13 protein-coding genes are annotated in these 12,693 nt (G+C 51.8%); 2 read left to right on the top strand and 11 right to left on the bottom strand.

Features of this window, described 5'->3' with window-relative positions; all coding sequences use genetic code 11:
* Nucleotides 1-20: 20 nt before the first annotated feature.
* Nucleotides 21-1,250 (bottom strand): acyl-CoA dehydrogenase, encoded by a 1,230-nt coding sequence (locus tag AC2FNE_RS07005; RefSeq protein WP_496805033.1) that lies wholly within the window; start codon nucleotides 1,248-1,250, stop codon nucleotides 21-23.
* Between the two features lie 99 nt (nucleotides 1,251-1,349).
* On the opposite strand from AC2FNE_RS07005, the gene AC2FNE_RS07000 reads away from it, so the two are divergent.
* Nucleotides 1,350-2,264, top strand: coding sequence for a LysR family transcriptional regulator (locus AC2FNE_RS07000; RefSeq protein ID WP_496805032.1), 915 nt, complete (start codon nucleotides 1,350-1,352; stop codon nucleotides 2,262-2,264).
* Nucleotides 2,265-2,267: 3 nt separating this feature from the next.
* Here AC2FNE_RS07000 and phoB read toward each other — a convergent pair whose 3' ends face one another.
* The 10 genes from phoB to AC2FNE_RS06950 form a co-directional block, all read right to left on the bottom strand.
* Nucleotides 2,268-2,957: a phosphate regulon transcriptional regulator PhoB gene (gene phoB / locus AC2FNE_RS06995; protein WP_170606957.1), complete on the bottom strand. Its 690-nt coding sequence runs from the start codon at nucleotides 2,955-2,957 to the stop codon at nucleotides 2,268-2,270.
* 12 nt (nucleotides 2,958-2,969) lie between these two features.
* Entirely contained in the window at nucleotides 2,970-3,671 is a 702-nt protein-coding gene (gene phoU / locus AC2FNE_RS06990; protein WP_170480570.1) for a phosphate signaling complex protein PhoU, read from the bottom strand.
* A 16-nt stretch (nucleotides 3,672-3,687) separates the two neighbouring features.
* Nucleotides 3,688-4,485: a phosphate ABC transporter ATP-binding protein PstB gene (pstB, locus tag AC2FNE_RS06985; protein ID WP_170480572.1), complete on the bottom strand. Its 798-nt coding sequence runs from the start codon at nucleotides 4,483-4,485 to the stop codon at nucleotides 3,688-3,690.
* A gap of 14 nt (nucleotides 4,486-4,499) precedes the next feature.
* Nucleotides 4,500-5,831 carry a phosphate ABC transporter permease PstA gene (gene pstA / locus AC2FNE_RS06980; RefSeq protein WP_170480574.1) on the bottom strand — a complete coding sequence of 444 codons (1,332 nt, stop codon included), beginning with the start codon at nucleotides 5,829-5,831 and terminating at the stop codon, nucleotides 4,500-4,502.
* A complete protein-coding gene (gene pstC, locus AC2FNE_RS06975) occupies nucleotides 5,828-7,300 on the bottom strand; it encodes a phosphate ABC transporter permease subunit PstC (RefSeq protein ID WP_496805031.1) in 1,473 nt (490 codons plus the stop codon). Before pstC ends, pstA begins: the two co-directional genes overlap by 4 nt.
* Before the next feature lie 86 nt (nucleotides 7,301-7,386).
* Nucleotides 7,387-8,427 (bottom strand): substrate-binding domain-containing protein, encoded by a 1,041-nt coding sequence (locus AC2FNE_RS06970; protein ID WP_496805030.1) that lies wholly within the window; start codon nucleotides 8,425-8,427, stop codon nucleotides 7,387-7,389.
* Nucleotides 8,428-8,595: 168 nt separating this feature from the next.
* The gene (locus AC2FNE_RS06965) at nucleotides 8,596-9,642 is read right to left on the bottom strand and encodes an ATP-binding protein (RefSeq protein ID WP_170606965.1); all 1,047 of its coding nucleotides are present in this window, start codon (nucleotides 9,640-9,642) and stop codon (nucleotides 8,596-8,598) included.
* Between the two features lie 11 nt (nucleotides 9,643-9,653).
* Complete coding sequence (locus AC2FNE_RS06960) at nucleotides 9,654-10,193, bottom strand: gamma carbonic anhydrase family protein (protein ID WP_170606967.1); 540 nt, start codon at nucleotides 10,191-10,193, stop codon at nucleotides 9,654-9,656.
* Entirely contained in the window at nucleotides 10,194-10,832 is a 639-nt protein-coding gene (gmk, locus tag AC2FNE_RS06955) for a guanylate kinase (protein WP_170606969.1), read from the bottom strand. It abuts the gene before it with no gap.
* Between the two features lie 16 nt (nucleotides 10,833-10,848).
* Nucleotides 10,849-11,739 carry a YicC/YloC family endoribonuclease gene (locus AC2FNE_RS06950; protein ID WP_496805029.1) on the bottom strand — a complete coding sequence of 297 codons (891 nt, stop codon included), beginning with the start codon at nucleotides 11,737-11,739 and terminating at the stop codon, nucleotides 10,849-10,851.
* 229 nt (nucleotides 11,740-11,968) lie between these two features.
* Between AC2FNE_RS06950 and AC2FNE_RS06945 the strand changes: the two genes are divergently transcribed.
* Complete coding sequence (locus AC2FNE_RS06945) at nucleotides 11,969-12,643, top strand: PAS domain-containing protein (protein ID WP_170607017.1); 675 nt, start codon at nucleotides 11,969-11,971, stop codon at nucleotides 12,641-12,643.
* The last annotated feature ends 50 nt before the right edge of the window (nucleotides 12,644-12,693 follow it).

The raw sequence follows: 12,693 nt of genomic DNA, 5'->3' as shown, positions 1-12,693 counted from the left end.
TTACGCGAATTGTTGTCGCCTCAATAGAAAGCTTGCAGCCCGGTTTGCGCACGCCCCAGTATCAACGCATGAACGTCATGTGTGCCCTCATATGTATTCACAGTCTCTAGGTTGACCATGTGACGCACGACATGGAATTCCAGCGAAATTCCGTTACCGCCATGCATGTCCCGAGCCATCCGCGCGATGTCCAAAGCCTTGCCGCAATTGTTGCGCTTGATGATCGAGATCATTTCTGGCGCAGCTTCGGCCTGGTCCATCAACCGACCAACCCGAAGGCTTGACTGCAGCCCAAGTGCGATTTCAGTCTGCATATCCGACAACTTGCGTTGGTACAGCTGAGTCTGCGCCAGCGGCTTATTAAACTGCTTCCGGTCAAGCCCATATTGAAGCGCAGAGTGCCAACAGCTTTCAGCTGCCCCCATCGCACCCCAGCTAATCCCATATCGCGCACGATTCAGACACCCAAATGGCCCCTTCAGACCTTGGACGTTTGGCAAAAGCGCATCCTCACCAACTTCGACGTTGTCCAGCACAATTTCGCCAGTAACAGAAGTACGAAGGCTCAGTTTATTTTGGATCTTAGGCGCACTCAGCCCCTTGGTTCCTTTTTCCAGAACAAAGCCCCGGATTTTACCGTCATGCGCGTCAGACTTGGCCCAGACTACGAAAACATCAGCGATCGGTGCGTTTGATATCCACATCTTGCTGCCTGTTAATCGGTATCCACCGTCGATCTTTTCCGCTCGGGTTTTCATGCCTGCGGGATCCGAACCAGCCTCGGACTCGGTTAATCCGAAACATCCGATCCATTCGCCACTGGCTAATTTCGGAAGGTATTTCCGGCGTTGTTCTTCGTTGCCATACGCATAAATAGGATACATCACCAAAGAGCTTTGTACCGACATCATCGAACGGTAACCGGAATCAACACGCTCGATTTCCCTGGCGACAAGACCATAGGTAACATAGCCTGCTCCGATCCCTCCGTACTCTTCTGGTATCGTCGGGCCCAACAAACCCATTTCACCCATTTCACGGAAGATGTTTGGGTCGGTTTCCTCAGTCTGGAAGGCTTGCGTGACGCGCGGTTGCAACTTGTCCTGCGCATAAGCGCGCGCGCTCTTTGCAATAAGGCGTTCATCCTCTTGCAATTGATCGGCAAGTCGAAACGGATCATCCCACGTAAAAACGCCAAGCTCAGGTGCATCTTTAGCGCGCAAAGTTGGTTTCGGGTCGGGCGCGTTCATGTCACATCTCCGCAAATCAAAAGGCTTCCAACAGTCTAATCTGAGATTTCCTCAAAAAACAGCGAGACATTCTCATGTTTTCATGACTAAAACGCATAGATGATCAAAGTTGGGCGCCCTATCCTACCCTCAATTTCCGCCTTGCGAGCACTCGAAGCACTCGACAGGCTTGGTTCTGCATCTGCTGTTGCAGAGGAAATGGCCTTAACGCAAGGCGCGATAAGCCGGCAACTGCAAACACTTGAGACGCTCCTTGGCGCGGATCTGGTACGTCGCGACCGCAAGCGTTTGATGCTGACGAAAGCGGGGCAAGACTACGTCCAACAAATTAGACCAGCGTTGTCGCAGATCGCTCAAGCGGCGCTAAAATTACATGTCGCGTCTGTTGGCGGCACCATTAACCTTGCCATTTTACCTACATTCGGAATGCGCTGGCTGGTTCCAAGACTGCCGGACTTTGCACGTCTGCATCCAGATGTAACGATAAATATGTCGACGCGTTTGCGGCCGTTCAATTTTGCCTCGGAACCCTTTGATGCTGCTTTGCATTTTGGCGAACCGGATTGGCCAGGAACAGATCGGTTGTTATTGCAGATGGAGCGTGTTCTGCCTGTGTGTGCACCCGAACTTCTGCCAAACGGCACTCCTGCGGCGCCAAAAGACTTGCTGAAATTTCCATTATTACACATTCAGACCCGGCCAAAGGCTTGGCAGGAGTGGTTTGCTCAAATGGGTGTGGATGCCCCCCACCCTTTGCCCGGAACGGTCCATGATCAGTTTTCAACAATTAATCAGGCTGCCCTTCATGGACTTGGGGTCGCCTTGATACCGAACTATGTAGTCGAACAAGATCTGGCCACAGGAAAACTAATTGCGGCTTTTCCAAAGGCGGTCGACACGCTCGGTTCATATTACTTGGTCTGGCCGCGCGAAAAGTCTGAAAATCATTCTCTGCGGCAGTTCCGGCACTGGTTGGCATCCCAGGCACAAACCGAAGACGCCCTGCCCCGCTAGTTTTCAGCCAAGAGCGTAGCCAGCCCCACGAACCGTACGTACGGGATCTTCACCACCATGCTGCGTCAGCGCCTTGCGGAGCCTTCCGATATGGACGTCCACTGTGCGTGTATCCACGTAAATATCGCGCCCCCAAACTCGATCCAATAGTTGCTCGCGACTCCACACACGACCGGGTTTTTCCATGAACGTGCTCAATAGTCGAAACTCGGTAGGACCCAGTTTCAAGGGTTTGTCACCCCTGCTAACTTTGTGGGTTTCAGAATCCAGAATGATATCATCAAATTCAAGTCGCAATCCTACTGTGGCCGGACGCACCCGTCGCAATTGCGTCCTCACTCGGGCCATCAATTCAACTACGGAATAAGGTTTGACCACATAGTCGTCAGCACCCGTTTCCAATCCACGAACCTTGTCAACTTCTTCAGAACGCGCCGAGAGCATGATAATTGGGATCGACCGAGTATCCGGTCGGGTTTTCAACCGGCGACACACTTCGATGCCGCTCAGGTTTGGCATCATCCAATCCAAAACGATAATATCTGGGTTATCTTCATCGACCAACAATAGCGCTTCGTCACCGCTGGCCGCCTTTGACACGCTGAAGCCTTCGGCTTCGAGGTTGTAGGCCAAAACTTCGCGTTGGGCCAATTCATCTTCTACAACCAAAACAGTTGGCCGATCCGCGGACATCGTCCTGTACTCCTAAAAAGTTTGCGAAGTCACGTCGGCTTTGGGGCGCGGCTCGGTGCGAGTTTCCCCTGTCACAAGATAGATGACTTGCTCTGCGATTGCGGTCACGTGATCACCCATGCGTTCGATATTCTTTGCAATGAAATGTAGGTGCATACAGGCGGAAATATTCCGCGGGTCCTCTGCCATGAACGTCAAGAATTCACGGAAAAGACCGTTATACATTTGATCGACTTCTTCGTCTCGATCGATCACATCTCTGGCAAGTTCTGCATCGCGCTGAATATAGGCATCAAGAGCATCTCGCAGCATGCGTTCGACCTCGCGAGCCATACGCCGCAGTGCAGCCGCACTGCCGTTAATCTCGGAGGTGTTCACAAGTACCGAGGTACGTTTGGCAATGTTCTTAGAATAATCACCAATACGTTCGAGGTTAGCAGAAACCTTCAAAACCGAAAGGACCAGACGCAGATCGCTGGCGGTGGGTGCACGCAATGCGATTAGTCGCGCGGTTTCTTCATTTATTACCTCTTCCAGATCATCAATGGCCTTGTCGCCTTGCTTAACCTCTTGAGCAAGCTCTTCATCTCGCATCTCCAACGAGCGCGCAGCACCCATGATGGCTGCTTCGACCAACCCACCCATCTTCATAATATGAGCCTGGATCGCTTCAAGGTCGCGGTCAAAAGCTGATGCTATGTGTTGTTCGGTCATATCCAAATACCTATGTTCAGCCAATACGGCCAGTGATGTAACTTTCGGTGCGAGGGTCTTCGGGGTTGGTAAAAATCTGCCCGGTTTCACCGAATTCCACGAGATTTCCAAGGTGGAAAAACGCCGTCTTTTGACTAACACGCGCTGCTTGCTGCATCGAGTGTGTCACGATGACAACTGAGTAACGCGACCGCAAGTCATCGATCAGCTCCTCCACCTGCGCTGTCGCAATCGGATCCAGGGCAGAGCAGGGTTCATCCATCAACAGAACTTCGGGTTCGGTTGCTACAGCCCGGGCGATGCATAGACGTTGTTGCTGACCGCCTGACAGACCGGTGCCAGGAGCATGCAGCCGATCCTTAACCTCTTCCCAAATTGCACCGCGCCGCAAAGATTTCTCTACGATTTCATCAAGTTCCGCTTTGTTCTTGGCAAGGCCATGAATTCGTGGGCCATATGCGACGTTATCGTATATCGATTTGGGGAACGGGTTTGGTTTTTGGAAGACCATGCCGACTTTGGCGCGCAACTGCACCGGGTCGACCCGCTTGTCGTAAATGTCTTCGCCATCCAGTTTGAACGAACCTTCAACACGGGCAATATCAATTGTGTCGTTCATCCGGTTCAAGCAGCGCAAGAAAGTCGATTTACCGCAACCAGAAGGGCCGATGAATGCGGTGACCGTTTTGTCTTCGATATCGACATTAACATCTTTTATGGCGTGGTTGTCACCGTAGTAAACTTGGCAGTCTCGGCACTCCAACTTAATTTCTTTGGTGTCCACTTGTCTCTCCACTCGCGACATGTCGTTCATTGGGATGGCCCTTTTTACCAGCGGCGTTCAAAACGGCGGCGTAGGATAATTGCGATGATGTTCATGCTCAGCAGAAAAATCAAAAGAATGATTATCCCGCCCCAGGCTTTCTCGTAAAAACCGACATCTGCGCGGGCTGCCCAGGTATAAATCTGTGCTGGCATGGCCGAGTTTGGCTCGGTGAAACCAGCAAGGAAACCATCTGGGTAACCGCGAGCAACGAAACCAACCATTCCAATCAATAGAAGCGGGGCGGTTTCACCCAAGGCTTGAGCAAGTCCGATGATAGTCCCAGTCAAGATACCTGGTGCTGCAAGCGGCAGCACGTGATGAAAGACTGCCTGCATTTTTGATGCCCCTACCCCCAACGCCGCGTCTCGGATCGACGGTGGCACCGCCTTAAGTGACGCGCGGGTAGAGATGATGATTGTCGGTAAAGTCATCAGCGTAAGCACCAGTCCACCAACCAAAGGCGCTGATTGCGGCAGGTGCATGAACTGAATAAAGACCGCGAGACCCAGAATGCCGAATACGATGGATGGCACGGCCGCAAGGTTCGAAATGTTCACCTCAATCAAGTCAGTGAAGCGGTTCTGCGGCGCAAACTCCTCCAGATAAATCGATGCGGCCACTCCGATTGGCAGCGACAGGCCAAGCACGACCAGCATCATGAAGAACGAGCCGACAACCGATGCGCCAATTCCTGCACCACCGGGGTTATCCACGCCCGAGTCAGCACCGGTAATAAACGGCCAGTTGAAAACCTGTTTGATTATGCCGGCTTCTTCCAACACGTCTACAAGGTCCAGATCGCTTTTTTGAAGAAACCGACTGTCTTGAATAGTATCTCTGGACACCCTGCCTTTGAAGTATCCGTCCACACGGCTTGAAGCAGCCAGATCGAATTCTATTGGTTCACCCAATTTGTCCGGATTTTCGCTGTAGAAAGTCCGGATCGTACCGCCGACTTTGCCAAGAAGACGCTCAATTGCCGCTTCGTCAAAATCAACCTTTATTCCGTTTTCCGCCAATTCGTTGTTCAGTGATCTGATAAAAAGATCTGAATATGCTTTGGTCTTGAACAAAGTACTTTCTGCTTCGTCGCGTTCCGCAGGAGACAAAGTGAATTCAACACTAATCACAGTCCTTGTGAACGCAGGTATCCCCTGTGAAAGGATCGAAGCAAAGAGCACAATGAGAAAGAACAAACCGGTGGCGATGGCCGCAATTCCGTAAGCGCGAAACCTTTTTTCCGCATTGGCTCGTTTACGAGTGCGGGCATCGGCAGCGGTCAGAGAAACACCATGTCCACCCGTTTTAGGGTTCTGCATGCTTGCATCAGTCATTCGTACTGCTCCCGGTACTTACGCACGATGTAAAGGGCGAAGATATTCAAGCCCAGCGTTAGGATGAAAAGTGTCATACCCAACGCAAAAGCAACCAGCGCCTCGGGCGAGGCAAAGTCGGCATCACCAGTCAACTGGCTTACAATTTTGGCGGTGACGGTTGTCATTGCTTCAAACGGATTGAGGCTGAGCCTTGCAGCAGCACCTGCACCAAGAACAACGATCATCGTCTCACCGATTGCACGCGAGCCAGCCATAAGAATCGCGCCTACAATACCCGGCAACGCCGCTGGCAGAACAACCTGCCGAATTGTTTCAGATTGCGTGGCGCCAAGGCCATAAGACCCGTCCCTCATAGCTTGGGGAACGGCGTTGATGATGTCGTCGGACAGGGAAGAAACAAAAGGGATGAGCATGATGCCCATGACAAGGCCAGCTGTCATGACCGCAGTTCCGGCCTTCATCCAACCCAAGCCCTCATCACCAAAAACGCCAAGCAGCAACGGTCCGACAGTCAGCAACGCAAACAAGCCGTAAACAATGGTTGGGATGCCTGCCAAAACTTCAAGCATCGGTTTAGCAAAAGAACGAACACGCGGAGACGCATATTCACTTAAGTAGATCGCGGCAAACAGGCCGATCGGCACCGCCACCAATAACGCAACAAGCGAGATATAGAAGGTGCCCCAAAGCAAAGGAATGATACCAAGTGATGACGATCCACCTCGACCTGAAAAACTTGGCGCCCAAGTCGTACCAAAAAAGAACTCGGTCGCGGGGTACAGTTTGAAGAATTCCCAAGTGTTAAACACAAGTGAAAGCACGATACCAATCGTTGTGAGGATGGCGATTGAGGCGGCCCCGAAAAGAAGCACGCTGACCCCTTGTTCCACAACGTTTCTGGCCCGGTATTCAGAACTGGTTTGCAACCAACCGGCACCTGCACCCAACAATGCGACCAATATTACACCGACAGTCATGATCGAATAGCCAGTCGAGGTCAGAGTTCGATAGCTTTGAGCCGCTCGCAAAACGGGCTGGGTGATTTCAGCGGTCACGACTTGCCCGGCGTCCTTCAGGCGTTGGGTCATGTCGGTAATATCTGCACGCGCGTTATTTACCATGTCCTCGGTCAGGTGACCTTGCGCAATCGCATTGTTCAAGCCCGATGCAGTTCGGCGAACTTCGGCCATTACTAAACTGCGGGACGAGCCCTCTTTGACAGCAGAGTCGGGGATCATCTCCGACACTTGAGAATTGACATATAACGGCTGAACCAACAGCCAGATGATCATAAGACCAAATGCGGGAACCGCGGTTTTTAAGGCTACATTTGCGCCGTAATAAAAGGGAAGCGAGTGCAAGCCCCGGCTGTCGCCTCCGGAACTGTGCAAAGCGCGGGACCGCCCAAGAAAAAAACCGACTGCCGCGATCGCGAAAACGATCAGAATAAGCCAAAGTATCGGCATGGCACCCCCACAGGTCTATTTGGGAATTATTCAAGAAGTTTGGGACGGCACGCGTGCCGCCCCTGCATTTTTAACCAATGTCAGGCTTAGCTGCCCGAGCCCATGGTAATTTCGTTGGCGATTGCATCCTGAGTTTTTGCAAGCTCAGGATCCGCTACCAAGCCATAATTGGCCAGAGGGCCAGAACCGCCTGCGATTTCATCAGCCGTAAAAAACTGGGCGTATTCCTTCAAGCCAGGGATTACGCCAATATGCACCTTCTTAACGTAAAAGAATAGCGGACGCGAAACAGGGTACTCGCCCGAAGCGATGGTTTCAGTTGAAGGAGCGATGCCACCCATCGTTGCAACTTTCAGCTTGTCGGTGTTGTTCTCATAGAACGCCAGTCCAAACACGCCGATACCGTTCGGGTTCGTGTCGATGCGAGCCAAAGTTTCGGTGTAGTCACCGTCGATGTCGACCGATTTTCCGTCGGCGCGAACATCCAAGCATGCGTCTTCAGCGTCGTCTTCGCTCATGCCGCCTGCGATCATAGCTTCCATAGCACCAGTCGATTCGCAGCCGGCCAGCAAAACCTTGTCTTCGAACACTTCACGAGTACCGTGCTTGGTACCGGGGATGAACATCGCAATTTCAACGTCCGGCAAATCGCTGTTGAATTCAGCCCAAGTGTTAAAGCTGTTGTCAACCAGTGCACCGTCTTTCATGACCTTGGCACCGATGGCATTGTAGATGTCTGAAGGTTGGAACGCTGTGAACGCCGGGCCAGTCTGCTGGCTTGCGAAAACAATGCCGTCATAGCCGATGCGGACTTCCATGATATCAGTCACGCCATTGTCAGCACACGCCTTGATTTCTTTTTCACGAATTGCGCGCGATGCGTTCGCCACGTCGATGGTGTTTTCGCCTACGCCCTCGCAAAAACGCTTAAGGCCTGCTGATGAGCCACCCGATTCCACAACAGGTGTCGGGAAGTCAGTGTTTTCACCAAACAGCTCAGCAACAATAGACGCATAAGGCAGAACAGTCGACGAACCGGCAACTTGGACGTTGTCACGTGCAGCAGCAGTGGTGGCCGAAACAGCAGCAATCGCCAGCGCGGAAGCCGACAGTTTTACAAAGGACATTACAGTCTCCCTGAATGTTTGAAGGTGATCACCCCCATGATGATCTCGAGCGAACCCCTATGAGTCGTCCGTAAGGGTTTTGTGACACTGATGTAACAGTATTATGACACTGCGGAATTTTGCTGAGATTCACTTTGAATATTTGACCGGGGTCCAAATTGCACAAAATCAGCGTGGCAAAATGACGGTAAAAACCGATCCCTTGCCCAGGTCGCTTTCTACACGCAACCGTCCGCGATGCCGGTTCACAATGTGTTTTACGATCGCTAATCCCAAACCCGTTCCCCCCAGTTGTCGGGACCGATGATTGTCGGCCCGATAGAACCTTTCGGTCAGACGAGGTAGATGGACGGCGTCTATGCCGGGACCCTTGTCAATAACCTGCACCCTTACCGCAGGTCCTCGAATAGCGATGTTTCTTTCAGATGGGATTAACTTAATCTCAACGCTTCCGCCGCTACCCCCATATTTTATTCCGTTTTCCACCAGATTGGTAAAAACCTGCCGCAATTGGTCGCTGTCACCGGTCACCATCACCGGCCCTTCCGGCGCGGTCAGTGATAATTCGACCGAGGCGTCGTCACTCAATGGTCGCAGTGCATTCAGGATCGACTGAAGCAACCCGTTTATATCAACTTGCTCAGTCGGCCTTACACGCTCTTCGCTTTCGACTCTGTTTAACGACAACAAGTCGCCGACCAAACGATTCATGCGATAAGCTTCGTCTGTCATAATCTTGAGGAAACGCTCCCGTGCGGCCGCGTCGTCCCGAGCAGGTCCACGAAGTGTTTCTATAAACCCCATCAGTGCCGTAAGAGGCGTGCGAAGCTCGTGGCTAACGTTGGCAACAAAATCCCGACGCATCTGACTGGCTTGCTCTAAATGCGTAACATCCTGAAACACGACCAAAACCGCACCACCCGATACGGCTCCAATTCCGTTCATATATCGGCATTCTACTTCAAAGGTGGTGTCCTGTGCTCCGTCATTGGATAGATGTCGGGTTTTAGTGTGACCTTTGCTGCGAAGACTGTTTTCGATGGTGTCTATAACTTGCGGTTGCCGAAGAATAGTCGCGAAATGGCGCCCTTGAATATTCGGTCCCAGCAAAGTTTTGGATTCAGTGTTTGCTGCAATGATGCGTTCTGTCTGATCAACCATTAGTGCGGGCATGGGCACCGCGGCAATGAACTCATCAATCAACTCGCTGGACATTTTCCGGCCTGTTACTTCAGATCAGCGGACGAAACGGGTGCCATCTGATCCCGGAATTTCCGCATATTGTCCTGATAGTGCAGTGCACTCAACGTTATGCTTTTTGCCGCGGCTTCGTCCAGTTGACGCACCACCTTGCCGGGCGCGCCCATGACTAGTGAATTGTCTGGAATTTCCTTGCCTTCTGTTATCAAAGCACCGGCGCCGATAAGACAATTCTTACCAATTTTAGCTCCATTCAGAATGATCGAACCCATTCCGATCAAGCTGTTTTCACCGATCACACAACCATGCAACATCACCTTGTGTCCAATCGTACAATTCCGGCCGATGGTCAACGGATAACCTGGATCGATGTGCATGACGCAGTTTTCCTGAACGTTACTTCCGGCGCCCACTCGAATTTCTTCATGATCGGCCCGAATAGTAGTACCGAACCAAACCGAAGCGCCCTGTTCGAGTACAACTTTACCGATGAGGTTGGCGTCCGGCGCCACCCATGTGTCCTCATGAATCTGCGGCTTCTCGTCGCCCAGTGCATAAAACGTCATCTATTGATCCTCAAATTCAGCCTGCAAAGTTCGAATATGTTCCTGCAATCCTGGCTGCTGAATGCGGCGCATTCGTTCTGCACTGACAATTGTCTTTAGCTTTTCCTCGGTTGCATCCAGATCGTCATTAATCAGTACGTAATCGTAATAGCCCCAGTGGCTGATCTCATCCCAGCTTTTCAGCATCCGTTTCGCAATCACATCGTCGCTGTCCTGACCTCGAACCTCCAAACGTCGTCTCAATTCGGGGATCGAAGGCGGAAGAATGAAGATCGACAAAGCGTGCTTACCCAGATCAGAATTGCGAATCTGGACTTCCCCTTGCCAATCAACATCAAACAAAACGTCCCTGCCCTGATCAATCGAGTCACGCACCGGACCAGCGGGAGAACCATAGAAGTTCCCAAAAACATGAGCATGTTCAAGCATCTGACCGTCTGTAACCTGTTGTTTAAACGCGTCTTCAGAAAGGAAAAAATATTCGCGCCCGTGTTCCTCACCCGGTCGCGGGGCTCGGGTCGTGGCCGAGATGGAAAACTCTAAATTCGAGTCCCATTGCATCAACCGGCGAGCCAGCGTGGACTTTCCTGCGCCTGATGGCGAGGACAGAATGATTAATAGGCCTCGGCGATCCGCCATGATGTAGTTCCCGTCACTATTCTACGTTTTGCACTTGCTCGCGCATTTGATCGATCACTGCCTTCAACTCCAGCCCCACCGACGTCAAGTCAGCATTTTGGGATTTCGAACAAAGGGTGTTGGCCTCGCGATTGAATTCCTGTGTCAGAAAATCCAGTTTGCGGCCGACAGGCCCGTCCTGCTGCAACAAACCGCGCGCGGTTGAAACATGAGCTGCCAGACGATTGATCTCTTCTGTGATGTCTGCTTTAACGCTGATCAAGGCCAGCTCTTGCGCAACCCGGTCGGGGTCAGCACCATGAGAGTTATCCAAGACACGCGCCAGATTTTCTCGTAGCGCCTGCCTCATTTCTTGACGCCGTTTTTCTGCCAATGCCGCGGCGCGCTGAGTCAAGTTTTCAATGCTTTCCAGTTGGTCCCTTATTATCGCTTCCAGCGCCAAACCTTCGGTCCGACGCATTTCCAGAAAATCAGACAGTAAAGCGCTGAAATCGGACTTGAGAAATTCCACCAGCGGACCCGCATCATCAACATCAGGTCCAGCTTCGATCATTCCTTTTAACGACAAAAGTTCACTGGCCTTGGATTGCGCAAGTGACAAACCTCGTTTCGACGCCATCGCTTCTGCTGCAACCAAAGCATCCAAGGCTGCCTCCATCGCCGGCACGTTCAGTTTAATGTCCTGCGAAGATTCTTCCCGACTCAATCGCAAGGAAAGTATGACATTCCCTCTACCCAAAGTTTTTGACAGGTCGGATCTTAGTGCCGCTTCAAGACCGGTTAACCAATCCGGTACTCGCAAGCGTAGGTCCAGCCCCTTACCATTGACGCTGCGCAGTTCCCATCCCCAACTGTGAGGGCCGTGCTCCCCTTTTCCCGAGGCAAAACCGGTCATGGATTTGATCATGCCTGTCCTTTCCAAAGTTGCCTGCCGCACCTAATGCTATCCGTTGCTGTGGGGCAAGGCCTTGCTTATTCGTCAAATCTTCGGACAAGTTAACCATTAGTTAAATATTTCCTCCAAAATTGATTAAACCCGTGTCAGTCTTACGAGCACAGAGACTATCAGGCCGACGATCCGCCATTTAGATGGCATTTTAGGAAAATCCTGGCTAATCGGCGTAAGGGTAATGAAAATGAAAACTTTTTTTGGAACGGACGCCAACTCCGACTTTGGAAAGATCATTGCAATGGACCGCTTTGACAGTGGGCGTAGCTTGTCCCCTATCCGTCAGGCCGAAGCATACTGGACCGCTCTCTTAACTGGCGGTGAAGTTCCGATGCGGTCTCAAATCGATCCGCGCGGGCTTGAGAATATCCTCGAGTATACTTTCGTTCTGGAAAGGATCGCACCTGGTTTGGCGAGGTTTCGACTGGCGGGAAGCCATTTGACGAAACTCGCGGGTATGGAGGTTCGAGGAATGCCTCTGACAGCCTATTTCGAGCCCAGCGCTCGCGGCGCTGTAACGAGGCATTTGGATAGGGTTTTCTCCCAACCCGCAATTGCAGAATTGGGCCTTGTTTCATCTGGCAAACTTGGGCGCGCAAAGCTTCAGGCGAGAATGCTTTTGCTGCCGCTGAAAAGCGATCTTGGCGATATTAGCAGAGCACTGGGTGTTCTGGTTAGTGATGGCCCAATCGTATCGACACCCCGCCGATTTACCATAGCGGAAAACAAGATAAGGACCGTGCACGATATCCAAAAGCCACCGGTGCGGTCCGGCTTGCAAAACATGGGGCTGGCCGAGGAACAGGCTGAATTCAAATCGGCTCCACCTCACCTGAGGCTCGTTTCGTCACGGGACGACTGATCAAAATTAAAAAACGGCGAGCACCCGGCCCGCCGTTTTGGTTCAGCAAA

The sequence above is a fragment of the Ruegeria sp. YKSD179 genome (assembly GCF_059612885.1).
This window is presented reverse-complemented; position numbering and strand designations above follow the sequence as displayed.

What these genes read in the sequence shown, in the direction of transcription:
- gmk (WP_170606969.1), bottom strand. Translation starts at nt 10,832, where the DNA reads ATGGCGGATCGCCGAGGCCTATTAATCATTCTGTCCTCGCCATCAGGC.
- AC2FNE_RS06965 (WP_170606965.1), bottom strand. Translation starts at nt 9,642, where the DNA reads ATGTCCAGCGAGTTGATTGATGAGTTCATTGCCGCGGTGCCCATGCCC.
- AC2FNE_RS07000 (WP_496805032.1), top strand. Translation starts at nt 1,350, where the DNA reads ATGATCAAAGTTGGGCGCCCTATCCTACCCTCAATTTCCGCCTTGCGA.
- AC2FNE_RS06970 (WP_496805030.1), bottom strand. Translation starts at nt 8,427, where the DNA reads ATGTCCTTTGTAAAACTGTCGGCTTCCGCGCTGGCGATTGCTGCTGTT.
- AC2FNE_RS07005 (WP_496805033.1), bottom strand. Translation starts at nt 1,250, where the DNA reads ATGAACGCGCCCGACCCGAAACCAACTTTGCGCGCTAAAGATGCACCT.
- phoU (WP_170480570.1), bottom strand. Translation starts at nt 3,671, where the DNA reads ATGACCGAACAACACATAGCATCAGCTTTTGACCGCGACCTTGAAGCG.
- pstA (WP_170480574.1), bottom strand. Translation starts at nt 5,831, where the DNA reads ATGACTGATGCAAGCATGCAGAACCCTAAAACGGGTGGACATGGTGTT.
- pstB (WP_170480572.1), bottom strand. Translation starts at nt 4,485, where the DNA reads ATGAACGACATGTCGCGAGTGGAGAGACAAGTGGACACCAAAGAAATT.
- pstC (WP_496805031.1), bottom strand. Translation starts at nt 7,300, where the DNA reads ATGCCGATACTTTGGCTTATTCTGATCGTTTTCGCGATCGCGGCAGTC.
- AC2FNE_RS06960 (WP_170606967.1), bottom strand. Translation starts at nt 10,193, where the DNA reads ATGACGTTTTATGCACTGGGCGACGAGAAGCCGCAGATTCATGAGGAC.
- phoB (WP_170606957.1), bottom strand. Translation starts at nt 2,957, where the DNA reads ATGTCCGCGGATCGGCCAACTGTTTTGGTTGTAGAAGATGAATTGGCC.
- AC2FNE_RS06950 (WP_496805029.1), bottom strand. Translation starts at nt 11,739, where the DNA reads ATGATCAAATCCATGACCGGTTTTGCCTCGGGAAAAGGGGAGCACGGC.
- AC2FNE_RS06945 (WP_170607017.1), top strand. Translation starts at nt 11,969, where the DNA reads ATGAAAACTTTTTTTGGAACGGACGCCAACTCCGACTTTGGAAAGATC.